Here is a 24206-nt window from a genome sequence, read left to right as displayed (position 1 = left end):
TGTTAAAGCTGTAAACAGAGGGCGCCACGGCGCCCTCTGTTCTTTTCGATGTCTGTGTAAGCAAACCTTCCAAAAATAACTTAGGAAAACGCTATGAAAAGGCAATTAATGAGCCTGCTTGCGCTCGGGTTGTTTTCGATCGAGGCCGCGGCAGTAGACTGTAGTGCGCGACCGGATTGGCAGAGTGCCGGTATTTATGTAGGAGACGATTCGGTTCAGCACCTGGGCAACGCCTATACCGCCAAATGGTGGACACAAAACGAAAATCCGGCGACCCACTCAGGTACTTGGGATGTGTGGGCTTACGACGGTGCCTGTGATGGCGGCTCGTCCTCATCCAGCTCTTCGTCAAGTTCCTCATCCAGCTCGTCCAGTTCTTCGTCATCGAGTTCTTCTTCCAGCTCTTCATCGAGCTCCAGCGGTGGATCCGGCGGCGGATCCTGTACCTCAATACAGTACGTGGCGGGTACCAGCTACACCGCGGGCCAACTGGTGCAGAATGTTGGTCTGGAATTTCAGTGCAACATTGCCGGGTGGTGTTCTTCCAGTGCCGCCTGGGCCTATGAGCCCGGGGTGGGTGCGCACTGGCAGGACGCCTGGAGCCAGGTCGGTGACTGCGGTAGCTCCTCATCTTCCAGCAGTTCATCCAGTGGTGGCTCGAGCTCGTCATCCAGTTCCAGCGGTTCGTCCGGTGGCAGCTCTTCAGGGGGGAACAGTGGCCTGCTGCCGAAACATGCGCTGGTGGGTTACTGGCACAATTTTGACAACGGATCCGGTTTGTACCGTATTAGTGAGGTTTCTGATGTCTGGGACGTGATTGTGGTGGCTTTTGTTGACGACGCGGGCAATGGCAGTATCGAATTCAACCTCGATCCGGGCCTCGATAAGCAGCAGTTTATTGCCGACATTGCCGCCAAGCGTGCCGCAGGGAAAATAGTGATCGCATCCTACGGTGGTGAGAAGGGCACCGTGACCCTCAACACCGAAGAAAACGTCACCAACTTCGTCAACAGCACCGCGGCGATGATTGATGAGTATGGCTTTGATGGAATCGATATTGATCTGGAGTCCGGTGCCGGTGTCATGCATGGTGCTCCGGTGATCCAGAATATGGTCAATGCGGTCAAACAGTTGAAGCAGCGTTATCCCGGAATGTACCTGTCCATGGCGCCGGAGCATCCCTATGTTCAGGGTGGCTACGTCTCCTATACCGGAATCTGGGGGGCATACCTACCCATGATTGACCAGCTGCGCGACGACCTGGATCTACTGCATGTGCAGCTGTACAACAACGGCGGTCTCGCAACTCCCTATCGCGGCCAGGCCTATGCGGCTGGTACCGTGGATATGATGGTGGCCTCAGCGTTGATGCTGATCGAAGGATTTCCCCTGGGATATGGTGATGCGGGATTCTTTGAAGGCTTGCGTCCGGATCAGGTTGGACTTGCACTGCCATCCGGTCCCAGTGCAGCGGGCAGTGGCCATGCAACGCCAGCGGATATTAACCGCGCCCTGGATTGCCTGACCCAGCAGCTGAACTGTGACACACTCACACCGTCACAGTCATACCCGACCTTCAATGGCGTTATGACCTGGTCCATTAACTGGGATATGCACGACGGGGGTATTTTCTCCGGGCCCGTAGGTAGCCACGTGCACAACCTGCCGTGACAGACCCGAGATAAAAATGAAAAGCCCCGGAAATTCCGGGGCTTTTCATTTCAGTGGTACTGAGAGTCTGAATAGAGAGATTGCTCAGAGCGGGAATCGAATAACAACGCCGCCCATAGTGTCGCCAATCTCGAAATCGGTGCGAGGACTGTCGACATGCTCATTGTGGCAACTGACACAGGCCGGGGATACGGCGACGTCAGGGTATATGGCAGTGAAATACTCGGTGTCACCCAGGGTTTCGGTGCCGTAGAAATTCTGCCCGGGGTTCTCATTGATAAACTCCAGGCCCTGTTGTTCCAGTTCCGTGCGAGGCTTGTTCTGTTTATTGATCGCCCATTCAGATAGCAGAGCATAGTTGAAACCTGATTCCTGTTCCGCCACACGCTCGGCACCCATGCGCATCATTTGCGCGGGGAGTGGTAGTGCTTTACTGTCCTTCCAGTGCTCCTCCGCTTTAATAACCTTTTCCTCATTGGCGAGGCGATTCACTACATAGTTGGTGTAGCTGGCTCTGTCTGCCTCGATAACAGCAAAAATGGCATCCGCCATTCTTTCCGGTGCGATACCACTTTTTTCTCCACAGCCTGATAAAAGGGCGGCTGAAATAACGATGGAAATGAGACTACGCATGTTCCCCTCCTGATGGGATTACTGAGTGGTTTTAATCCGGGCTATACGCTCGCGAATCAGCTCGAAAGTCTTGTGTTCCATTGCTGGCGCGTCGGAAAAATTATTCTCAATCAATGCCTTGTCCGCCAATGCGGCCACAGCGAATTCAACACCGTGACAGCTCAGGCACACCGGCAACATTTTTTCATTTGGACGCAGGTTATGATTCTGGTTGTGATTTACCAGAATCTGCCCATCATGCTCTTCCCTTGGCATATGACAATTTGCACAGCTAACGCCACCCGACTGCTGGTCACTCCAGAGACGGAAGTGCTGTGATTCCTGGTACGCCAGGCTATGAGTGTCGTTGTGACAGCCCAGGCAGGCCTCCACCGAGGCAACACGGGTATCGAGATCATGGGGGTTATGGCAACTGGTGCAGCTCAGTTCCTTCGCCAATTCGATGGCGTGGGGGTGCATTGGCAGTTTCGCTTCCTGAACATTCATGGGGAGTGCTTGTGGAAGGTCCGCAGAAAGCCGCATGCCGTGCTTGCCGCGGGTGAACTGTGCGAGCTGGCTGCTGTGGCAGTCGCCACAGCTCTCCACGACGACTGCCGTCTCCATCCCTGTCCCTCCGTTTTGGTGACAGGCACTGCAGTTGGTCCCGGAATGCGCGTGGGCTGAATTGCCCCAGGCCTGGGTGGCAGACGCAAGCGATACACCCTGCTGTGAATTGGCAACATCCACAGGGAAGTCGGCATCGGTTGCGCTGAGCGCGAGGCCGTCGGCGTCTTCAGCCTGCCATTTGAGTACAAGTGACCTCATCGGCAGCTGGCCTCCGGGAATCAATGCCGGGCTGTCAATGCGCGAAGCAAGGAATTCCTCGTACAGGTAACGGTTATCGTGATAATTATGGCAACCAGCGCTGGCACAGGTTTCAAAACCCAGACCGGAATGGTTGGGTCGGTTTTCGGCGATATCATTATGGCAGTGGAAACAAAAATCTCCCGCAAGAGACACGCCCATCTCATGGGTGATTTCAGGTTTGTGCTCGGTGTGACAGGAAATACACTGGCGTGCATCCAGGTGTGCCAGTAGGCCGGCGTTGCGCGGATCCAGAAACTTACTGCGGGGATGGCTATCGTTTGCCTGGATCAGCTCTTCCTGGTGACAACCCAAGCAGGCGTTCTGAATAAATTTCTGTCCAGCAAAACCATCACCGTGACAGGTAGAACAGGCCATTTCGATCTGATGGTGCCCATGGGTGACCTCGCCACTGAGAAAAAACGATTTGTCGTCAGCCTGGAGGTTGTAGGTGATCAACACTGCCGCAGCGAGAGTGACCATCAAGCCGTAGTGCCAGAATTTGAATTTATAATTTTTCATCTAGAAGTAATACACGGCGAAAATATGATAGAAAAGCAAAACCGGCAGGGTCCAGAGCAACGCGTAATGGACTCTTGACCACCACTTGCGGTGTTCGCGCAGTTTCAGGTCCGTCCAATGGTGATTGCGGGCCATGAATACGCCTACCAGGGAGCCGGTACAGGTGGCGGCAAGAAATACCAGCATCAACACCAGATTCAGATTTTCTCCCAGGCGAAACCCGGTATGTACCAATAGAACAAGCAGTGCTGCGAAACCGATAACACTGTGGAGATAGCGCCAGTGGTCGAGGTGCCCCAGGTTGATGCTCTGCAGGCGTTTGCGCATCGAAAGGCTCGCCGTCAACAGGCAAAGTGTCAGCAAGGTATAGCCACTGACCTGTTTCCAGAAACTGTCATACCAGATTTTTTTCAGATACCAGCTGACCTGCACACTGTCGGAAATGGGTGGGGGAGGAGCGATTACCGCAATGGCTATCAGAATGAGGGAAAGTATCGAGATAATCAGAATACCGCGTGCGTGGCGCATCACCAGGTTTGGTGCCGGAATATCCAACAGTTCGGCCATCAGCGGACGGCAACTGCCACAGGCCGAGCCAGCATTGGTCTCCAGCTCCAAGTCCTGCAGGGTGCGCTTGCCACGGGCGATTACGCCGCAGAGCTCCCCTTTACTTACACCATTACACTGACAGACCAGATAGTTGTCAGGCTGTTGCTTGATGGTCTGCACGGCAGCTTTCTGCCAGAGATTGCCATGCTCGCGGAAATTTGCCAGTTGTCGCTCGCTGACACTGGCACCATCTTCGATGGCCTGCTTCAGTAAGTGTGACTCATCCCAGCTCCCCACCATGACCGCGCCTATAAGCCGGCCATTGCGCACATACAGCTCCCGGTAATGACCCTTGAAGCGGTTTTCAAAGGTGTCTACCTGGACCTCCTGCAGATTGTCTGGTTCGGTTTCCCCGATCACGAGGCACGGAATATGGGAAATCTTCAGTTGGATATCGTTGCGGCTGCCGCGATACGACGGCGCATTCCTGGCTTGTTCTGTGGTTGCGCAGATATGTCTGCTGCAAATTTCAGCCTGCTCAAACCCAGGGCGTACCAACTGATAAAGCTGCTCGTCATACTCAGCGCATTCCCCCACCGCATAAATGTCCGGGTCACTGGTTTGCATATAGGGAGAAACCAGGATGCCGCGCTTAGTGTCGAGTCCCGATCGGGTAGCAAGGGTAGTTTCCGGGTTGATCCCAGTGCAGAGAACCACACAGTCGGTGCTTAGGCTGCTGCCATCTGACAGGTTAATCTGTTCCACAGCGTGGCTGCCAGAACAGCCGACCAGTCCGACGCCTTCGATTACTTCAACCTGCAGTGCACAAAGAGCGGCGCTCAAGTAGCTATTGGCAGTGCTGGAGAGGCGATTTCCCAACAGCCCTCTCCGCGCCAGCAGTACCACACGATTATTACTGGTTTTGAGCGCAGCGGCGGCCTCCAGTCCGAGGGCTCCGGCACCAACAACAACGAAGGTTTGCACCGTTTCTCGTAACTTGATCAGGTCACGTGCATCTTGAAGGTTGCGGAACCCGACGACATTTTTCAGCCCAATGCCTGGAAGTTCCGGCAAGATCGGTGTTGACCCGGTTGCCAGTATGAGCTTGCTGTAGGGTTGGTGCTGTCCGTCTCGATCTATCAGAAGCTTTCGTGTTCTGTCGATTTCGACAATATTGCGACCGTAAAACTCTGCGAGACGTGGATGGGGTTCACGAGAGACGGGGTTGTCCAGCTCGGACGACTCCAGGTTGTCCGCCAGATACTGAGACAGGCGCACACGATTATATGGCTGAGTGTCTTCGCCCCCGATCAGTACGACCTGAGCATCGCTACTGTATTCGAGCAAACGCTGCGCGCAACGAACACCGACCGGCCCCGCTCCGACAACGACAAAAGTCTGGTAGCCCTGCGTTTCAGAAAACGGCTTACCTACCTCGAGCGGATGTTGCTCGTGATCAAGTTCTGGAAGGTTATTAGTCACGGTTCGCCTCCCGAGTAGTTCTTCGCTTCACTCAGTGAAGCCATACCTCGAGCCATGTCTTTACCCGTTGTTATTGTTTTAGTTGTGCTGGGTTGATCGTCCCTGATCTACCCTAAAGGAGTGAGCATACTCCTGAAAAGCTACTGCCAGACTACTGGTAATCGGCCTGTCAGTTTGGGTTGTATAAGGTGTAAAGTTCTTTTTCCTCTAGCGATACCCGGCGGGTGAGTGCTTCACCAATCTTCTCGTACTCCCCTTTAAACCGAACCAGGTCTTCACGAGTGAGATTATCCCGCGAATAACGTTTGCAGAACTGGACTACCGCATTCGCGATATCGTTCATATCTGTGCGGAAGTCCTTGACGATCTGGAGCGTGTGACGATCCTCGGCAAGGGATTGTTCAAGGTACACATAGAAGCTGACGTTTTCTTTAATCAGATGCGCCTGGAATGTCGACTTGAAGACCCCAAGTAGTTCCGAGAGTTTGCGATAGTTCTGTTGCTCGTACCCTTCCGACCATATGCGATGATAGATGTTGATCAACTCGTGGTGGTCGTTTTTCAGGGCCAGAATAAGTGAGGGATCGTACTTGATCGTGCGCCGACTATTACTGCTACTATCCTGCTCTTTGTCGGTATCGCGGGACTTGTTGGAAAAGAGTCGGAACATGGAGGCCTGTCTCACTACTGGAATTGGTGGTTTTGAGAATAAAGTTCGGCTCAAAGGCTGTTCTTCGGGAACTTTTTACCATAGGCGCTTTTTTTAACTTATTTCTTGAACAGATGTGCCTCTTAGTTGTTCTGACTGTGAGGCTCGTCACAAAAAAATTAAAGCCGATAACGGGGTGCAATCGGTACTGAGGTACAGACGCGCGAATTTAAAAATCGGCAGCTTTCATTTTTGTACTTGTTTTGTATTTGCCGGACATCCCCGCACCGTTACCGGCGCAGGGATTTTTAGCGTGGGCTAAGCGATTACTTACGGCGCCCGCGCAGTCTATCAGCCGGCTCCCGCTCCGGCGCAGTACCTGCAACCAAAGTCTGTAGGTAGTTGTAGGCATTGTCTCCGAATACACCGCAGATGCGACGTCCTTCATCGACAGCGGCCTGGAAGTGTACGCCTGCCCATACCCGGCTCTGACCACAGTTCTCTTCCAGGGACGTCCAGGTAGGGAATTTCAGGGTCATATCATTGGCGGGGGTGACCCCAGGCTCGATACGGGAAGACCCTGCGGTGTAGGGGACACTCCAGTTCAGCGCGTCGCTGCCCAAGTACTGCCGCGCGGACTGCGCATGGGCGGTGCAAAAGCATGTAGACGCAGAGGGGTACTCGGGATGGTCGGCCTCTTCCAGGTAAGACTTCCAGGTGTTCGCAGGAATGCTCTGAGTGCCTTGCCCCGGACCACCCCAGGCGGTGACTGGCTGCTTGCCGTAAATATATTGAATGGCGCTGAACGGACGCACGGCATCGTAGCGGCGCTTCTCCTGCCACACAAAAATGCCTGCGTCATGGGCGGCCATGTTGGTCAGGAAGTCGAAATGGATAAACTCCATTAAGCTGAGTCCCTGTGACAGTGCGGCAAACCCTGCGGAGAACCCCAGAGATTCGATTTTGTTATCGAACAGTTCTGCCATCAGCTTTTGTTCATCAGTGAGGTTGGCTGATGCGGCGAGAACCTCGTCCGCTTGCTGTTTGTAGGCGGCAAAGTTCCAGTGGAAGCTCGCGAACGGCGGAAGGGCGCGGTATTTGCGCGGCGACTTGTATGAGTAAGGTTCGGTCAATGCATATTGTGGGGTGACAAACTGCTGGATTTTATACAGGCCCATCCCCTTACGCTGAATATCCGGCTGCCAGCGGGACGGGTTGAAGAGGGTATAGGCGGTATTGATCGGCTGGTATCCTGTGTAATCCATATAGGGCATTGGGTTGGCTGCGCGCAGGGGGCCCGATCGGGTTTCATCGCCCACCTGGTTCATGCCATCCCGCAGTCGCCCCTCGGCAACGGCCGCACCGGCGGCATTGCCAATGCCGATAGGGCTAGTGAGGTCTGTGCTGTTATCGTCCGGGTCCAATCCCTGTGCTTCCAGCATGGCGCGCCAGGTCGCGTGTTGCAGCGGCAGCAAGGTGTTCAGAACCCGATAACTGGCGAACAGCAGTGCGATATTGATGTTGCGGTTGTTTGCCGATTCGTTCGCCGGGCGCCGCCCGAGTCGTGAGTAAACACCCACTGCAGTGGGATGGTAGGGGGCGCTGGCATCAAACCAGGCGTTGGTTATCTGGGTGGTGATCCGCAGCACCAGGGTGGCGTCGCCGCCGGTGGCGGAGACGTACTCAAATGTGACCGGAGCGACGTATGGAATAACCGCTTCAATTGCGGCGTTGCCATTATCGAGATCCACTGGCGGTGGCGTAGTGGGTTGGGCCTGGGTATTTAAAGCGCAAAAAGCCAGTGCGGTGCCGCAAAGCACTGCACGGAGTAACATCCCTATTTTCATGTGTGTATTCCTGGGTTGGTGTTCGAAATACCGTGCTATGTGCCGGTGCCCCGGGTTATACAATAAATAGGTGAACGCTTGGTCACAGACTCGAGGTGTGAAACGCCATTATTTTTTTTATGCGGGCTAATCAGGAAAAAAACCTGAAGTGAGGACATAAAAAAACCCGGCGTTTGCCGGGTTTTCTGTTCTGGAGTAGCCGCTTAGCGGTTGTCCAGGGATACGTAGTCGCGTGCGGTGTAGCCGGTGTACAGCTGACGCGGACGGCCAATCTTGTAAGGGTTGGAGATCATTTCGTTCCAGTGGGCGATCCAGCCGGCGGTACGGCCGGTGGCGAAGATCACTGTGAACATGTCGGTAGGAATACCGATGGCCTTCATGATGATGCCGGAGTAGAAGTCTACGTTCGGGTAGAGCTTCTTCTCGACGAAGTACTCGTCTTCCAGAGCGATCTTTTCCAGCTTCTTGGCGATGCGCAGCAGCGGGTCGTTTTCGGCACCCATAGCGCCCAGAACTTCGTCGCAAATGCCCTGCATTACGCGGGAGCGCGGGTCGAAGTTTTTGTAAACGCGGTGACCGAAGCCCATCAGGCGGAACGGATCGTTCTTGTCTTTGGCCTTGGCAACGTACTCGTCGATACGGCTCTCGTCGCCGATCTCTTCCAGCATGTTCAGAACCGCTTCGTTGGCGCCGCCGTGTGCCGGGCCCCACAGGGTGGCAATACCGGAGGAGATACAGGCGAAGGGGTTGGCACCGGAGGAGCCGGCCAGGCGCACGGTAGAAGTAGACGCGTTCTGCTCGTGGTCTGCGTGCAGCAGGAAGATCACGTCCATGGCCTTGGCCACAACCGGATCGATCTTGCTCGGCTCGCAGGGGTTACCGAACATCATGTGCAGGAAGTTCTCGGAGTAGCTCAGGCTATTGTCCGGATACATGAACGGCTGGCCTTTGCTGTGCTTGTAGCACATGGCGGCCAGGGTTGGCATCTTGGCGATCAGGCGGTCCGCGGAGATCTTGCGGTGCTCTGGATCGGTGATGTCCAGGGAGTCGTGGTAGAAAGAGGCGAGGGCGCCAACCACGCCACACATCATGGCCATGGGGTGGGCGTCGTAACGGAAGCCCTTGAAGAAGTTGACCAGAGACTCGTGCACCATGGTGTGGTTCATGATGCTGTTTACGTATTCTTTCTTCTGCTCGGCGTTCGGCAGTTCGCCATTCATCAGCAGGTAGCAGGTTTCCAGGTAGTCGGATTTTTCTGCCAGCTGTTCGATGGGGTAGCCGCGGTGCAGCAGTACGCCTTTGGCGCCATCGATGTAGGTGATCTTGGATTCGCAGGAGGCGGTGGACATGAAGCCCGGGTCGTAGGTGAACAGGCCTTTGCTGGCCAGGCTGCTGACGTCTACAACGTCGGGACCGGCAGTGCCTGAGTAGACCGGCAGGTCGTAAGGTGCGTCGATACCGTCGACCGTGAGTTGAGCTTTCTTGTCGGACATTGTGGACTCCTAAAAACTATTCTTTCGCCAGCTTTTTATTTCCACACAAATCACTAAATGAATTCGGTGATTCCACGGCCCGGGGAGGGGCGCAATCCGCGTGCATCTGTGATCACCTTTTTATGGCAAGGTGTATCCAGATGTTTTCAGTACGCAAGCAAAACCCGGAAAGTGCCGGATTCTGCGGGCTCGGAGGGCCTTCGTTGGCGGCATCCGGACGCGGATATGGGGCTAGCGGGCTTTTGAGCGCGGCCAAACTTAAGTGCCGCGCCCCAAATTGTCAAACCAAATCGAATTGGTTGACCAATTCTGTGCCCGCAGGATCTTCCGCTCAGGGCATAGGTGGCAGGGATTTTGCCTGCTTGGGGAGGGATTCTGGCGTGTAAATTTGGGCGCGCTGGGAGCCGGGGCGGTATCGTGTCTCATACCATGGTCTGGTGTGTGTCGTGAATTGCAACTGGTACAAAGCCGCCACTGGCGACTTTCGGTTCGTTGTGTTTTGAATTTTGAATGCCTATAATCCGCGCGGCTTGCGCCTTGGTAAGGCCACTTTGTACAAGACCTCGTCAGGTTGCGTGGATAGTGAACAGCAAGCTCGCCCGGTAAACAGAAAACTAACGGGCGCCCCGTCTTTCAGGGCAACAAGGTGTTTTTCCTGTGAACAAAAACAGACCTGTCAATTTAGACATTTCTACTATCAAGCTCCCTGCACCAGCGTTGGTTTCAATTCTGCACCGTATTTCCGGTGTGGTGCTTTTCGCTGTCGTTGCACTTCTATTGTGCATGCTGGACTCCAGTCTGGAATCCGAGCAGGGTTTTAATAAAGTAGCTGAGTTTTTTACCAGCGTTCCGGCCAAGCTCGTACTGTGGGCTTCACTGGCCGCACTGATCTATCACCTGATCGCCGGTGTGCGTCACCTGATCATGGATCTGGGTGTGGGTGAGAGCCTGGAAGGTGGTCGTCGCGGCGCGGTCATCGTCTTGGTGCTTTCTATTGTGCTCATCCTGCTAGCGGGGGTTCTGGTATGGTAAAGGCTGTTACTGGCTTTGGCCGCAGTGGTCTGTACGACTGGTTTATTCAGCGCATCAGTGCCGTAGTGCTGGTGGCTTATACCTTCTTTATAGTGGGTTTCATTTTTCTCTCCAAAGATTTTGGCTACGCCAGCTGGTCCGCGCTGTTTGAACAGCGCTGGGTACGCGTTTTCAGTCTGGTTGCCCTGATTTCCACCCTTGCTCATGCCTGGATCGGCCTCTGGTCCGTGGTTACCGATTACCTCACAAACCGGATGATGGGCGGCAAAGCCACTGTTTTGCGCATCCTGGTTGAAGTGCTGTTGGGCGCGGTCGCCGTGTTCTACGCGGTGTGGGGCTTTGAAATTCTGTGGGGTGTGTAAACCATGTCGAATATGCGAACAATAACCTTTGACGGTATCGTGATCGGTGGCGGCGGCGCAGGTATGCGCGCGGCGCTGCAGATGGCCCAGTCCGGCTTCAAGACCGCGGTAATCACCAAGGTATTCCCGACCCGTTCTCACACGGTGTCTGCCCAGGGTGGTATCACTTGTGCGATTGCCAGTGATGACCCCAATGACGATTGGCGCTGGCATATGTACGACACCGTCAAGGGTTCCGACTATATCGGTGACCAGGACGCGATCGAGTATATGTGCTCCGTCGGCCCCGAAGCCGTGTTCGAGCTCGAGCACATGGGCCTGCCGTTCTCCCGTACTAAAGAAGGGCGTATCTATCAGCGTCCGTTCGGCGGCCAGTCCAAGGACTATGGACGCGGCGGCCAGGCTGCGCGTACCTGTGCGGCGGCGGACCGTACCGGCCATGCCCTGCTGCACACGCTTTATCAGAACAATGTCAAGCACAACACCGTATTCCTGAACGAATGGTTCGCGGTGGATCTGGTGAAGAACCAGGACGGTGCGGTGGTTGGTGTTATCGCCATCTGTATCGAAGACGGCGAAGTGGTATTCATCAAGTCCAAGGCGACCGTATTCGCCACCGGTGGTGCGGGTCGTATTTTCGCCTCTACCACCAATGCGCACATCAATACTGGTGACGGTGTTGGTATGGCGCTGCGCGCTGGTATGCCGGTGCAGGACATCGAGATGTGGCAGTTCCACCCCACCGGTATCGCCGGTGCAGGTGTACTGGTCACGGAAGGTTGTCGCGGTGAAGGCGGTTACCTGATCAACAAGGATGGCGAGCGCTTTATGGAGCGTTACGCACCGAATGCCAAAGACCTGGCATCCCGCGACGTTGTTGCCCGCTCCATGGTTCTGGAAATCCTGGATGGCCGCGGTGCCGGCCCCAATGGCGACCACGTATTCCTGAAGCTGGATCACCTGGGTGAAGAACTGCTGCACAGCCGCCTGCCTGGTATCTGTGAGCTGGCCAAGACCTTCGCTCACACCGATCCGGTAAAAGAGCCGATTCCGGTTGTGCCGACCTGTCACTACATGATGGGTGGTATTCCCACCAATGTGCACGGTCAGGCCCTGACCCAGGACGCTTCCGGTAACGACCAGGTGATCGACGGCTTCTACGCCTGTGGTGAAGTTGCCTGTGTATCCGTGCACGGCGCCAATCGTCTGGGGGGCAACTCCCTGCTGGACCTGGTGGTCTTCGGCCGCGCTTCTGGCCTGTTCATCGAGAAAGCCCTGCGGGAAGGTATCGAAAACCGCGAAGCGTCCGAGTCCGATATCGAAGCGGCCATGGATCGTCTGAACCGCCTCGAGACCACTAACGACGGTGAGAAAGCGGCCGACCTGCGCACCGAGCTGCAGGGCGTGATGCAGAACCACTTCGGTGTATTCCGTCGCGGCGACTACATGGCCGAAGGCGTGAAGAAACTGGAAAGCCTGCGCGAGCGTATCGCGAATGTGCGTCTGGATGACAAGTCCAGAGCGTTCAACACCGCGCGTATCGAAGCGCTGGAATTGCAGAACCTGCTGGAAGTGGCCGAAGCCACTGCCATCGCAGCAGAGGTACGCACCGAGAGTCGCGGCGCTCACGCCCGCGAAGATTTCCAGGAGCGCGACGACGAAAACTGGCTGTGTCACTCCATGTTCTTCCCGGCGGAAAAGCGTGTGGGTAAGCGCGCGGTCAACTTTGCGCCCAACACCGTAGACGCTTTCGAGCCGAAAGCGCGTACCTACTAATTCGGGAGCGGAAAGAATATGTTGAAAGTAAGCATTTACCGTTACAACCCGGAGACTGATTCTGCACCCTATATGCAGGACTACGAGCTTGACACCCAGGGTAAAGACCTGATGGTGCTGGACGTACTGGAACTGCTGAAAGCCGAGGACCCGACCCTGGCTTTCCGTCGCTCCTGTCGCGAAGGTGTTTGTGGCTCCGACGGCATGAATATTTCCGGTAAGAACGGTCTTGCCTGTATCATGCCGATCTCTGAAGCAGCGCCGAAAGGCAAGCTGGTACTGCGTCCGCTGCCCGGACTGCCGGTCATTCGCGACCTGGTGGTAGATATGGAGCAGTTTTACACCCAGTACAAGAAGATTGAACCTTATCTGCAGAACAGCTCGCCGGCTCCGGCCATCGAGCGCCTGCAGTCCCCGGAAGACCGTGCAAAACTGGATGGCCTGTACGAGTGTATTCTCTGCGCCTGTTGTTCCACGTCTTGTCCTTCTTTCTGGTGGAACCCGGACAAGTTCATCGGCCCGGCGGGCCTGTTGCAGGCGTACCGCTTCCTGGCGGACAGCCGCGATGACGCCACCGACGAACGTCTCGGCAACCTGGATGACCCGTTCAGCGTATTCCGTTGCCACGGTATTCAGAACTGCGTCAACGTTTGCCCCAAAGGTTTGAATCCTACCCGGGCGATCGGACATATCCGCAACATGCTGATAACCCGCGCCGTGTAGGGAATTTCCCTCTTGGGGAACGCGGGTTTCCCACCAAAAATAATCACAATTAGGCCGACAGCAGCGCAGGTGTCAGGTCTATACGAAAAAGGGGAGGTGTCTTTTCAGCACCTCCCCTTTTGTGAGTGAAAAGACAGGAAAGAGCGGCGCAAAATTCAAGGGTGCGCGCCGTCAATTGAGGTAGGCATTAATGCACGAAAGCTCTATGGAGGCGCTCTGGCGGACTTCGCATATCTCTGGTGGTAACGCCGGATACGTGGAAGATCTGTACGAGACCTATCTGCACGACCCCAGTGGTGTACCGGAAGAATGGCGCAGTTACTTTGACAGTCTGCCGCGGGTAAATGGCGGTGATGTCTCACATGCCGCGATTCGTCAGCATTTTGAGCTGCTGGCGAAAAACCGTACCCGCCCACTCGCCGCTCCCGGCGCCGGCTCGGTCAATATTGAACACGAGCGCAAGCAGATTAAAGTTCTGCAACTGATCAATTCCTACCGTCACCGCGGCCACAAAAAGGCCACCCTTGACCCGCTGGGCATCATGGCCCGCGAGCAGGTGCCGGATCTGCAACTGAATTATCACGGCCTCACCGAAGGTGACTTCGATACCACCTTCCAGACCGGAGATCTGTTCTTCGGCAATGGCGAAGCCACGTTGCGCGAAATCGTTGAGGGCCTGGAAAACACCTACTGCCGTAATCTCGGTGCCGAGATCATGCACCTGTCGAATCTCGACGAGCAGCAGTGGTTCCAGCAGCGCCTTGAGCGCAGCCAGTCCAAGCCGACCTTCGGCAATGACATTCGCGTCGAAATTCTGCAGCGCCTGTCAGCGGCAGAAGGTCTCGAGCGCCACCTGGACTCCAAATACCCCGGTACCAAACGTTTCGGCGTGGAAGGTGGCGAGAGCCTGATTCCGCTGATGGATGCGCTGATCCGTCGCTCAGGTACCTATGCGGTCAAGGAAATTGTCATCGGCATGGCCCACCGCGGTCGTCTGAACACACTGGTCAATATTCTGGGTAAGAACCCGGCAGACCTGTTTGAAGAGTTCGAGGGCAAGAAGACCCTGGATACTTCCGGTGATGTTAAATACCACCAGGGTTTCTCTTCCAATGTGATGACCCCCGGTGGCGAAGTGCATCTGGCACTGGCATTCAACCCCTCGCACCTGGAAATCTGTGCGCCGGTGGTCGAAGGCTCCGTACGTGCCCGTCAGGACCGTCGTGGCGACAGTACCGGCGAGAAGGTGATGCCGATCAATATTCACGGTGATGCGGCCTTTGCTGGTCAGGGTGTTGTGCAGGAAACCCTGCAGATGTCCCAGACCCGCGGATACTACACCGGCGGTACCATTCACCTGGTATTGAACAACCAGGTGGGCTTCACCACCAGCAAGCGCGAAGACGCCCGCTCTACCGAGTATTGTACCGACGTGGCGAAGATGATCGACGCCCCGGTACTGCACGTTAATGGCGACGATCCGGAAGCGGTAGTGCTGGCCGGTCTGCTGGCGGTGGATTACCGCTACGAATTCAAGAAAGACATCGTCATCGACTTGGTGTGCTACCGCCGTCGCGGCCACAACGAGACCGACGACCCGTCTGGCACTCAGCCACTGATGTACCAGACCATCCGCAAGCACAAGACCACCCGTACCCTGTACGCGGAAAAGCTGATTGCCGAGGGTGTACTGGACAAGGCGGCGGCGGACAAACTGGCCAACGATTACCGGGACAAACTGGACCGCGGTGAAGATGTGGCCACCGGCCTGGTGAAAGAGCCGGACTCTTCCATGTTTGTGGACTGGCGCCCGTATCTAAATCACGAGTGGACCGCCGAGGGCGACACCAGCTTCCCGATGAAGAAGCTGAAAGACGTGGCCACCCGCATGACCACCGTGCCCGATGGCATTGTCATGCAGCGCCAGGTTGCCAAAATTTACGATGACCGCCGCAAGATGGCCGGTGGTGGCCTGCCGCTGAACTGGGGTATGGCAGAAACCCTGGCTTACGGCACGTTGTTGGAAGAGGGCTATATGGTCCGCTTCACCGGTGAGGACGTGGGGCGCGGAACCTTCTCCCACCGCCACGCGGTTATCCACAGCCAGAAAGATGGTCAGAGTTATGTGCCTTTGCAGCACATGTACGAAGGTCAGCCGCGCTTCGATATGTACGACTCACTGCTGTCCGAAGAAGCGGTGCTGGCGTTCGAATACGGCTATGCCACCACCACGCCTAAATCCCTGGTGGTCTGGGAAGCGCAGTTCGGTGACTTCGCCAATGGTGCCCAGGTGGTGATTGACCAGTTCATCACTTCCGGTGAACACAAGTGGGGTCGTATGTGCGGCCTGGTGATGCTGTTGCCGCACGGTTATGAGGGCCAGGGACCGGAGCACTCCTCCGCCCGTCTCGAGCGCTTTATGCAGCTGTGTGCCGAGCACAATATCCAGGTGTGTAACGCCACTACCCCGGCTCAGATCTTCCACCTGCTGCGCCGTCAGGCCATTCGCCCGATGCGTCGTCCGCTGGTCATCATGAGTCCCAAGTGGATTCTGCGGCACAAGCTGGCCACTTCCAGCCTGGACGAGCTGGCCAATGGCAAGTTCCACAATGTTATCCAGGATGACGCTGTGGATCCCGCCAAGGTGAAGCGCTTGGTGATCTGCTCCGGTAAGGTCTACTACCATCTGCTGGAAGCGCGCATGGAGCGCGAGCAGGAGGATGTTGCTCTGGTTCGACTTGAGCAGCTGTACCCCTTCCCGGACGATGAGTTCCTGTCTGCGGTTTCCGCATTCAAGAACATCAAGAGTGTCGCCTGGTGTCAGGAGGAGCCCATGAATCAGGGCGCCTGGTACTCCAGCCAGCACCACCTGCGTCGCTTGCTGAAAGAAGCACATCCCAAGCTGGAACTGGAATATGTCGGCCGCGCAGCCTCCGCTGCACCGGCGGCGGGCTATATGTCCACCCATCTGGAAGAACAGAATAAGTTCATCAACGAGGCGCTGACTGTCGAATAAGGCAGCAGTACAACGAAGAGCAGGGCGTTGGTCAATCTGGCGCCCAAGACAATCTCAGGAAACAGGAACAATGACCATCGAGATTAAAGCGCCAACATTCCCGGAATCTGTACAGGACGGCACCGTTGCTACCTGGCACAAACAACCGGGTGAAGCTGTGTCCCGCGATGAACTGATCGTGGATATCGAAACTGACAAAGTTGTGCTGGAAGTAGTTGCACCGGCTGACGGCGCCATTAGCGAAATTATCAAGGGCGAGGGCGATACCGTTCTGTCCAATGAAGTTATCGCCAAATTTGAGGAAGGTGCCGGCGGCAGCGCTGGTGATTCCTCTGAAGCCGCACCGGCTCCAGCCGAAGCACCGGCCGCGGAAGCCCCGGCTGCCAGCGGCGAAAAAATTGCCATGCCGTCTGCCAAGAAAATGGCGGCGGAAAAAGGCGTAGACCTGGCCGGTGTTGAAGGCACTGGTAAAGGTGGTCGCGTTCTGAAAGAAGACGTGATGAAAGCCGGCTCCGCCCCTGCGGCGAGCGCACCGGCGGCTGCCGCCCAGGTTGAAGTTGCTGCGGGTGAGCGCGTTGAGAAGCGTGTACCCATGACCCGTATGCGCAAGCGCATCGCCGAGCGTCTGCTCGACGCGTCCCAGTCCACCGCCATGCTCACTACCTTCAACGAAGTGAACATGAAGCCGATCATGGATCTGCGCAAGAACTACAAAGACCTGTTCGAGAAAACCCACAACGGTACTCGCCTGGGCTTTATGGGCTTCTTCGTAAAAGCGGCCGTAGAAGCACTGAAGCGCTACTCAGCGGTGAACGCGTCCATCGATGGTGACGATATTGTTTACCACGGCTACCAGGATATCGGTGTTGCGGTTTCCTCCCCGAAAGGTCTGGTGGTCCCGATTCTGCGTAACGCGGAAAACATGGGGCTGGCGGATATGGAAAACAATATCCGTGATCTGGGCGTTCGTGCCCGCGATGGCAAACTGTCCATCGAAGAGATGACTGGTGGTACCTTCACCATCACTAACGGTGGTGTGTTCGGCTCCCTGCTGTCCACCCCGATCCTGAATCCACCGCAGACAGCGATCCTGGGTATGCACAAAATCCAGGAGCGCCCGATGGCGGTCGACGGCAAGGTAGAAATCCTGCCGATGATGTACCTGGCGCTGTCTTACGATCACCGCCTGATCGACGGCAAGGAAGCGGTTGGCTTCCTGGTTGCGATCAAGGAAATGATCGAAGATCCTGCGCGCATCCTGCTGGAAGTGTAAGCAGAGTATTTTGGAGATGGGGTGGCAGTCGTTGCTGCTGCCCTAAACAATGAGTCAGCCATTCGCGCTGGCATCAACGGCATCAAGACCGTCTCAGGGAATACCGGGAGCTCCCCGGTTATGCGGGTAAATACTCGCATACGTTGAATCCACTCAAATTTGGAACAGACCATGTCAGAAAAATTTGACGTAATCGTAATCGGCTCCGGCCCCGGTGGTTATGTCGCTGCTATTCGCGCAGCGCAGCTGGGTCTGAAAACTGCCTGTGTTGAAAAATGGGTAAGTGAAGAAGGCAAGACCGTAAATGGCGGTACCTGTCTGAACGTGGGCTGTATTCCTTCCAAGGCGCTGCTGGACAGCTCCTGGAAATACCATGAAGCCAAAGACTCTCTCGACGTGCACGGCATCGATACCGGCAAGGTAAAGATCGACGTCAAGAAAATGATCGAGCGCAAAGAAGGCGTCGTAAAGCAGATGTCTGGCGGCATCTCCGGCCTGTTTATGGCCAACAAGGTTACCTCGATCCAGGGCACCGGCAAGCTGCTGGCTGGCAAGAAAGTGGAAGTAACCGATAAAGACGGCAAGACCACCACCTACGAAGCGGAGAATGTCATTCTCGCTTCCGGTTCTGTACCGGTAAATATTCCGCCGGCACCGGTGGACAATAAAGTGATTGTTGACTCCACCGGCGCACTGGAATTCACCGAAGTGCCCAAGCGCCTCGGTGTGATCGGTGCTGGTGTTATCGGCCTGGAATTGGGCTCCGTGTGGAATCGCCTGGGATCCGACGTGGTGGTACTGGAAGCGCTGGACAGCTTCCTCGCGATCATGGACCAGCAGATCGCCAAAGAGTCTCAGAAAATCTTCAAGAAGCAGGGTCTCGATATCCGTCTTTCCTGCCGCGTAACCGGCAGTGAAGTGAAAGGCAAAGAAGTCGTTGTCACTTATCAGGACAAAGACGGCAAAGAGCAGACCGAAACCTTCGACAAGCTGATCGTGTGTGTGGGCCGTCGTCCGTACACTGAAGGTCTGCTGTCTGAAGATGCCGGTGTAAAGCTGGACGAGCGCGGTTTCATCTACGTCAACGACCTGTGCATGACTTCTGCACCGGGCGTATGGGCGATCGGTGACGTGGTGCGCGGCCCGATGCTGGCTCACAAGGCGTCTGAAGAAGGCGTAGTGGTTGCCGAGCGCATCGCCGGCCAGAAGCCAATGATGAACTATGACGTGATCCCGAACGTGATCTACACCCACCCGGAAATCGCTGCGGTTGGCCGCACCGAAGAGCAGGTGAAGGCCGACGGCGAGCCCTACAACGTAGGTGTGTTCCCGTTCCTGGCGGTAGGCCGTGCGGTTGCGGCGAACGAATCCGGCGGTATGGTGAAGATCATCGCTCATGCCGAAACCGATCGTGTCCTGGGTGCCCATATCGTAGGCCCGAGCGCTTCCGATCTGGTGCAGCAGGTAGCGATTGCCATGGAATTCGGTTCCAGCGCGGAAGACATCGGTATGACCGTATTCGGGCACCCGACTTTCTCCGAAGCGGTCAAGGAGGCGGCACTCGCCGTCAACGGTCACGCCATTCATATGGCCAACCGTAAAAAGCGCAAGTAAGCGACCCGTTATACCGGGGCGGAAAGCAGTTTCCGCCCCGGATTCATTTCAGGGTGCTGATTTTTGTAATGAAGCAGAGTCAGAATCCTGTCTAAAGGTGCAGAGCAATCTGCAATTGGTAAACACATTTCAAATGTGAATTGGTATTGACTATGAACTTGCATGAGTATCAGGGCAAACAACTGTTTGCAGCATACGGATTGCCGGTTTCCAAAGGCATTGCAGCGGAAACCCCGGCAGCGGCAGCAGCGGCAGCAGATGAAATCGGCGGCGACAAGTGGGTTGTTAAAGCCCAGGTACACGCTGGTGGCCGCGGTAAAGCGGGCGGCGTAAAGCTGGTAGATTCCAAAGCGGAAATTGAAGAATTTGCGAAAAAGTGGCTGGGTAACAACCTGGTAACTTATCAGACAGACGAAAACGGCCAGCCGGTTTCCCGCATCCTTGTGGAAAGCTGCACCGACATCGAACAGGAACTGTACCTGGGTGCGGTGGTAGACCGCTCTACCCGTCGTATCGTTTTCATGGCCTCCACCGAAGGTGGTGTCGAGATCGAGAAAGTTGCGGAAGAGACTCCGGAAAAAATCCTGAAAGCCACCGTTGATCCGCTGGTAGGCGCTCAGCCTTATCAGGGCCGTGAACTGGCGTTCAAGCTGGGCCTCGAAGGCGACCAGATCAAGCAATTCACCAAGATCTTCCTGGGTCTGGCGAAAATGTTTGAAGAAAAAGATCTGGCGCTGCTGGAAATCAACCCGCTGGTCATCACTCCAGAGAAGAACCTGCACTGTCTGGACGCCAAGATCGTGATCGACAGCAACGCGCTGTACCGTCACCCAGACCTGCGTGAAATGCACGACCCGTCTCAGGAAGACGAGCGCGAAGCACACGCAGCCAAGTGGGACCTGAACTACGTAGCGCTGGATGGCAACATCGGCTGCATGGTAAACGGTGCTGGCCTGGCAATGGGTACCATGGACATCGTCAACCTGCACGGCGGCAAGCCGGCCAACTTCCTGGACGTTGGTGGCGGTGCGACCAAAGAGCGCGTTGTTGAAGCGTTTAAAATCATCCTGTCTGACGAGAACGTAAAAGCCGTTCTGATCAACATCTTCGGCGGTATCGTGCGTTGCGACATGATCGCAGAAGGCGTAATCGGCGCTGTGAAAGAAGTGGGCGTTAAGATTCCGGTAGTTGTTCGCCTCGAAGGTAACAACGCAGACCTGGGTGCCAAGGTTCTGAGCGACAGCGGCCTTAACATCATCGCTGCAACCAGCCTGACCGATGCTGCAGAGCAAGTGGTTAAAGCTGCGGGCTGACATAGTCCGGAAACTGAGTGTTTCCGCAGCTTTGTCAGCGACCGGCCATGGATGGCCGGGCCGGAATGCGGCTCCAGGGATGGATATCACTCCGTAGCGAGCAAGAATTTGAGGACTCATCAATGAGCGTTTTGATTAACAAAGACACTAAAGTAATCTGTCAGGGCTTCACCGGCTCTCAGGGTACTTTCCACTCCGAGCAGGCGATCGAGTACGGTACAAAAATGGTCGGCGGTGTAACCCCGGGCAAAGGCGGCCAGACTCACCTGGGCCTGCCAGTATTCGATACTGTGAAAGAAGCTGTAGAAGCTACCGGGGCAGAAGCCTCGGTCATCTACGTGCCGGCGCCTTTCTGTAAGGATTCCATCCTGGAAGCAGCCAACGGCGGCATCAAGCTGATCGTGTGCATCACCGAAGGCATCCCTACTATGGACATGCTGGACGCCAAGGTTAAGTGTGACGAGCTGGGCGTACGCCTGATCGGCCCGAACTGCCCGGGCGTGATCACTCCCGGTGAGTGCAAAATCGGTATTATGCCGGGTCACATCCACAAGCCGGGTAAAGTGGGCATCGTTTCCCGCTCCGGTACTCTGACTTACGAAGCCGTAAAGCAGACTACTGACCACGGCTTCGGCCAGTCCACCTGTGTGGGCATTGGCGGCGACCCCATCCCGGGCTCCAACTTCATCGACATTCTGGAACTGTTCCAGAACGATCCACAGACCGAAGCGATCGTTATGATCGGTGAGATCGGCGGTTCCGCTGAAGAAGAAGCGGCTGCTTACATCAAGGAAAACGTCACCAAGCCGGTCGTTTCCTACATCGCGGGTGTAACCGCTCCTCCCGGAAAGCGCATGGGCCACGCCGGTGCGATCATCTCCGGTGGTAAAGGTACCGCGGACGAGAAATTTGCTGCTCTGGAAGATGCCGGTGTTAAAACCGTACGCTCCCTGGCGCAAATTGGCGATGCACTGAAGGAAGTAACCGGCTGGTAAGTTTTGCCATTTGTGTTCTTTCGAAAAACGGGCCTCATCGAGGCCCGTTTTTTTATGTGCGCTCTAATCACTTCCCGCCTGAAGGTATTCAATTACCTCATGGCGACGACCCCGATACAGGGTGCGCTCGGCTTTGCTTGCTATCTGGTGCTGATACATTGGGTCGTAGTAGTCCCGTAGCAAGAGGGTGATCCAACACCGGTGTCTGCTGGTGTCGCCGCAATCGAGTTGTTGCCGCAGCGCCTCCTGCATAATGGCATCGACTTCCTGAAAACGTTTTCCGCCGAGGCGTTTAGCAATCCTGAACAGGTTTTGACGGAGCGATGCCGCGTAAATCTCTGCGCCACGTTCACGACCGTGCGCTCGAATAAATGCGTCACAGAGTTTAATGACATAGTCGTCAAGGATACGATCAACCCGTTGTTCGAAATCGTCTTCAAGCCATACGATGGGGCTTTGCTGCATTTTTCGGTGAAGGGAAAAAGGGATGGAGCATTTCCCGATCAGGCGACTCTCGTCTTCCAAGACAAAGTGATTCTGTTTACGGGCGCGGCGCTTTAACAGGTCAATGGCCAGTCCATTCTCAAAGTTGATCTGCGTCGGTTGGGGCGTGGCCTTTTTGCCGAAACTGGAGCCGCGGTGATTGGCATGCCCTTCAAGATCTATGGCATTCGATAGTTGCGCGATGATTTCTGTTTTTCCAGTGCCAGTCATGCCGCTCAGGATGGTAAACCGGCAATCGTGTGCGGCAATTTCCAGTTCATCAATCAGGAAGTTTCGCATGGCTTTGTAGCCACCGGTAATCCGCGGGTAATCAATACCGGCTTCGTGCAGCCAATGCTGGCTGATTTGGGAGCGCAGGCCACCGCGAAAGCAGAATAAGTAGCCGTCTGGGTTGTCTCGGGCGTATTGTACCCAGGCGGATACTCGTGCTTCCTTGGTCTTGCCGGACACCAATTCGTGCCCAAGAGCAATGGCTGCCTGTTGGCCCCGCTGTTTGTAACAGGTGCCCACCGCTTCGCGCTCGCTGTCGCTCATCAATGGTAGATTGATAGCGGTGGGAAAGGACCCTTTGATGAATTCCGTGGGTGCACGGGTATCAATCAGTGGCCGGTCGTCTAGAAAGACTGACCGGTAGTCTGCGGTATCGGACCGATGATTTTCTCGCACCGCTTATTGCCTCATTCCACAATTACAGCCGGGCCGCCGGTGTACGAATTTTCCAGCGTTCCGATCGGCAATAATTGCAGTCCATTCTGAGCCGCCGTGGAGAGAAATTCCGCGTTGCCTTCAGGTTCTACGGCAAGCAACAGGCCACCACTGGTCTGCGGGTCGGCCAGTAGAGGTTTTTGTAACTCACTGGCAAGTCGTACCCGCTTGCCGTAACTGTCGAAATTGCGCTCGGTACCACCGGGGATACACCCCTGATCCACGTAGTATTCCACTCCATCAAGTCGCGGCACGGCATCGTAATTGATACGCGCGCAGAGCCTGCTGCCATCCGCCATTTCCACCAGGTGGCCGAGTAAACCAAAGCCGGTGACGTCGGTCATGGCTCTAACCTGCGGGAGTTTTGCAAACACGCTGCCAGCACGGTTAAGGGTGCACATTTGCTGCAATGCGCTGCCGATATCTTGTTCTCGCAGCTTTCCCTGCTTTTCCGCTGTGGTGAAAATGCCGATGCCCAGTGGTTTGGTGAGGTACAGCGCGCAACCAGCGGTTGCGGTGTTATTTCGTTTCAATTGCTGTTTGTCGACGATTCCGGTTACCGCGAGTCCGAAAATGGGCTCCGGTGCATCAATGGAGTGACCTCCGGCAAGTGGAATACCAGCGTCTGCGCATACGGCTCGCGCGCCGCGAATGACTTCTCGTGCCACTTCCGGCGGCAAAAGGCTGACTGGCCAACCGAGTATGGCGATAGCCATTATAGGGGCTGCCCCCATGGCGTAGATGTCACTGATGGCATTGGTGGCGGCAATGCGGCCAAAGTCGTAGGGGTCGTCTACGATGGGCATAAAAAAGTCGGTGGTGGATACCACGCCACGGGATTCATCAAGGGCGTATACGGCCGCATCGTCGCGGGAATCATTACCTACCCAGAGGAGGGGATCCGCGCTGCTTCCACTGTTTGCCAGAATCCTGTCCAGCACCGCGGGAGCGATCTTACAGCCGCAGCCTGCGCCATGACTGTACTGTGTCAGACGAATGGCTTTGTCGATATTGGAAGCTGGCATACTGGTCTCATTTTGCTTCGCACCCTGTAAGTTGGAGCAGTTGGTGTCAATTGGCGTTCATTTTAGCAGTGGGTGTGTCTGGGTTCATTCAATGTGGGCATGAGTGCACTATGGTTTCCTCTGTTTCCTAATGATTCCGGTGCGCGGTATCCGGATCCAATATCGCGATAATCTGAGGA

The 24206-nt window shown here is 55.6% G+C and carries 18 protein-coding genes; 10 read left to right on the top strand and 8 right to left on the bottom strand.

From position 1 onward, the window contains the following. Nucleotides 1-93 precede the first annotated feature (93 nt). On the top strand, nt 94-1671 hold the full coding sequence (locus tag AAFH99_RS13930; RefSeq protein ID WP_406828010.1) for a glycosyl hydrolase family 18 protein: 1578 nt from the start codon (nt 94-96) through the stop codon (nt 1669-1671). An 84-nt stretch (nt 1672-1755) separates the two neighbouring features. Here the strand turns inward: AAFH99_RS13930 and AAFH99_RS13925 are convergent, their stop codons facing one another. From AAFH99_RS13925 to gltA, 6 genes are all read right to left on the bottom strand, one after another. After that, the gene (locus AAFH99_RS13925) at nt 1756-2304 is read right to left on the bottom strand and encodes a DUF3365 domain-containing protein (protein WP_043318630.1); all 549 of its coding nucleotides are present in this window, start codon (nt 2302-2304) and stop codon (nt 1756-1758) included. An 18-nt stretch (nt 2305-2322) separates the two neighbouring features. After that, a complete protein-coding gene (locus AAFH99_RS13920) occupies nt 2323-3669 on the bottom strand; it encodes a cytochrome c3 family protein (RefSeq protein ID WP_406828009.1) in 1347 nt (448 codons plus the stop codon). After that, entirely contained in the window at nt 3670-5700 is a 2031-nt protein-coding gene (locus tag AAFH99_RS13915; RefSeq protein ID WP_406828008.1) for an FAD-dependent oxidoreductase, read from the bottom strand. It abuts the gene before it with no gap. A gap of 169 nt (nt 5701-5869) precedes the next feature. Further along, complete coding sequence (locus AAFH99_RS13910) at nt 5870-6370, bottom strand: hemerythrin domain-containing protein (protein ID WP_406828007.1); 501 nt, start codon at nt 6368-6370, stop codon at nt 5870-5872. Between the two features lie 305 nt (nt 6371-6675). Then, nucleotides 6676-8196, bottom strand: a complete 1521-nt coding sequence (locus AAFH99_RS13905) for a vanadium-dependent haloperoxidase (protein ID WP_406828006.1) — start codon at nt 8194-8196, stop codon at nt 6676-6678. A gap of 203 nt (nt 8197-8399) precedes the next feature. After that, complete coding sequence (gltA, locus tag AAFH99_RS13900; RefSeq protein ID WP_043318620.1) at nt 8400-9689, bottom strand: citrate synthase; 1290 nt, start codon at nt 9687-9689, stop codon at nt 8400-8402. A gap of 657 nt (nt 9690-10346) precedes the next feature. Here gltA and sdhC point away from each other — a divergent pair. From sdhC to sucD, 9 genes are all read left to right on the top strand, one after another. Continuing rightward, nucleotides 10347-10721 carry a succinate dehydrogenase, cytochrome b556 subunit gene (gene sdhC / locus AAFH99_RS13895; protein ID WP_043318618.1) on the top strand — a complete coding sequence of 125 codons (375 nt, stop codon included), beginning with the start codon at nt 10347-10349 and terminating at the stop codon, nt 10719-10721. After that, on the top strand, nt 10715-11083 hold the full coding sequence (sdhD, locus tag AAFH99_RS13890; RefSeq protein WP_043318617.1) for a succinate dehydrogenase, hydrophobic membrane anchor protein: 369 nt from the start codon (nt 10715-10717) through the stop codon (nt 11081-11083). Before sdhC ends, sdhD begins: the two co-directional genes overlap by 7 nt. Before the next feature lie 3 nt (nt 11084-11086). Further along, a complete protein-coding gene (gene sdhA, locus AAFH99_RS13885; RefSeq protein WP_043318614.1) occupies nt 11087-12859 on the top strand; it encodes a succinate dehydrogenase flavoprotein subunit in 1773 nt (590 codons plus the stop codon). Between the two features lie 18 nt (nt 12860-12877). Beyond that, nucleotides 12878-13582: a succinate dehydrogenase iron-sulfur subunit gene (locus tag AAFH99_RS13880; RefSeq protein ID WP_043318613.1), complete on the top strand. Its 705-nt coding sequence runs from the start codon at nt 12878-12880 to the stop codon at nt 13580-13582. Between the two features lie 190 nt (nt 13583-13772). Next, nucleotides 13773-16598, top strand: coding sequence for a 2-oxoglutarate dehydrogenase E1 component (locus AAFH99_RS13875; RefSeq protein WP_043318612.1), 2826 nt, complete (start codon nt 13773-13775; stop codon nt 16596-16598). Between the two features lie 70 nt (nt 16599-16668). Beyond that, on the top strand, nt 16669-17871 hold the full coding sequence (odhB, locus tag AAFH99_RS13870) for a 2-oxoglutarate dehydrogenase complex dihydrolipoyllysine-residue succinyltransferase (protein ID WP_043318610.1): 1203 nt from the start codon (nt 16669-16671) through the stop codon (nt 17869-17871). Nucleotides 17872-18042: 171 nt separating this feature from the next. Next, nucleotides 18043-19485 carry a dihydrolipoyl dehydrogenase gene (gene lpdA / locus AAFH99_RS13865; protein WP_043318607.1) on the top strand — a complete coding sequence of 481 codons (1443 nt, stop codon included), beginning with the start codon at nt 18043-18045 and terminating at the stop codon, nt 19483-19485. A gap of 152 nt (nt 19486-19637) precedes the next feature. Next, nucleotides 19638-20798 carry an ADP-forming succinate--CoA ligase subunit beta gene (sucC, locus tag AAFH99_RS13860; protein ID WP_043318605.1) on the top strand — a complete coding sequence of 387 codons (1161 nt, stop codon included), beginning with the start codon at nt 19638-19640 and terminating at the stop codon, nt 20796-20798. Nucleotides 20799-20920: 122 nt separating this feature from the next. Next, nucleotides 20921-21793, top strand: a complete 873-nt coding sequence (gene sucD / locus AAFH99_RS13855; protein WP_043318603.1) for a succinate--CoA ligase subunit alpha — start codon at nt 20921-20923, stop codon at nt 21791-21793. Nucleotides 21794-21856: 63 nt separating this feature from the next. On the opposite strand, the gene mnmH is transcribed toward sucD, so the two are convergent. Together mnmH and selD are read right to left on the bottom strand one after the other, a co-directional pair. Beyond that, nucleotides 21857-22963 carry a tRNA 2-selenouridine(34) synthase MnmH gene (gene mnmH, locus AAFH99_RS13850; protein ID WP_406828005.1) on the bottom strand — a complete coding sequence of 369 codons (1107 nt, stop codon included), beginning with the start codon at nt 22961-22963 and terminating at the stop codon, nt 21857-21859. Nucleotides 22964-22974: 11 nt separating this feature from the next. After that, the gene (gene selD, locus AAFH99_RS13845) at nt 22975-24012 is read right to left on the bottom strand and encodes a selenide, water dikinase SelD (RefSeq protein WP_406829183.1); all 1038 of its coding nucleotides are present in this window, start codon (nt 24010-24012) and stop codon (nt 22975-22977) included. Between the last annotated feature and the right edge of the window lie 194 nt (nt 24013-24206).

It is taken from the genome of Microbulbifer sp. ARAS458-1, from assembly GCF_045348205.1.
GTDB lineage: Bacteria > Pseudomonadota > Gammaproteobacteria > Pseudomonadales > Cellvibrionaceae > Microbulbifer.
This window is presented reverse-complemented; position numbering and strand designations above follow the sequence as displayed.

Excerpts from the sequence above, each read along its gene's own strand:
- AAFH99_RS13930 (WP_406828010.1), top strand. The coding sequence starts at position 94 with ATGAAAAGGCAATTAATGAGCCTGCTTGCGCTCGGGTTGTTTTCGATC.
- AAFH99_RS13925 (WP_043318630.1), bottom strand. The coding sequence starts at position 2,304 with ATGCGTAGTCTCATTTCCATCGTTATTTCAGCCGCCCTTTTATCAGGC.
- AAFH99_RS13920 (WP_406828009.1), bottom strand. The coding sequence starts at position 3,669 with ATGAAAAATTATAAATTCAAATTCTGGCACTACGGCTTGATGGTCACT.
- AAFH99_RS13910 (WP_406828007.1), bottom strand. The coding sequence starts at position 6,370 with ATGTTCCGACTCTTTTCCAACAAGTCCCGCGATACCGACAAAGAGCAG.
- AAFH99_RS13905 (WP_406828006.1), bottom strand. The coding sequence starts at position 8,196 with ATGAAAATAGGGATGTTACTCCGTGCAGTGCTTTGCGGCACCGCACTG.
- gltA (WP_043318620.1), bottom strand. The coding sequence starts at position 9,689 with ATGTCCGACAAGAAAGCTCAACTCACGGTCGACGGTATCGACGCACCT.
- sdhD (WP_043318617.1), top strand. The coding sequence starts at position 10,715 with ATGGTAAAGGCTGTTACTGGCTTTGGCCGCAGTGGTCTGTACGACTGG.
- sdhA (WP_043318614.1), top strand. The coding sequence starts at position 11,087 with ATGTCGAATATGCGAACAATAACCTTTGACGGTATCGTGATCGGTGGC.
- AAFH99_RS13880 (WP_043318613.1), top strand. The coding sequence starts at position 12,878 with ATGTTGAAAGTAAGCATTTACCGTTACAACCCGGAGACTGATTCTGCA.
- AAFH99_RS13875 (WP_043318612.1), top strand. The coding sequence starts at position 13,773 with ATGCACGAAAGCTCTATGGAGGCGCTCTGGCGGACTTCGCATATCTCT.
- odhB (WP_043318610.1), top strand. The coding sequence starts at position 16,669 with ATGACCATCGAGATTAAAGCGCCAACATTCCCGGAATCTGTACAGGAC.
- lpdA (WP_043318607.1), top strand. The coding sequence starts at position 18,043 with ATGTCAGAAAAATTTGACGTAATCGTAATCGGCTCCGGCCCCGGTGGT.
- sucC (WP_043318605.1), top strand. The coding sequence starts at position 19,638 with ATGAACTTGCATGAGTATCAGGGCAAACAACTGTTTGCAGCATACGGA.
- sucD (WP_043318603.1), top strand. The coding sequence starts at position 20,921 with ATGAGCGTTTTGATTAACAAAGACACTAAAGTAATCTGTCAGGGCTTC.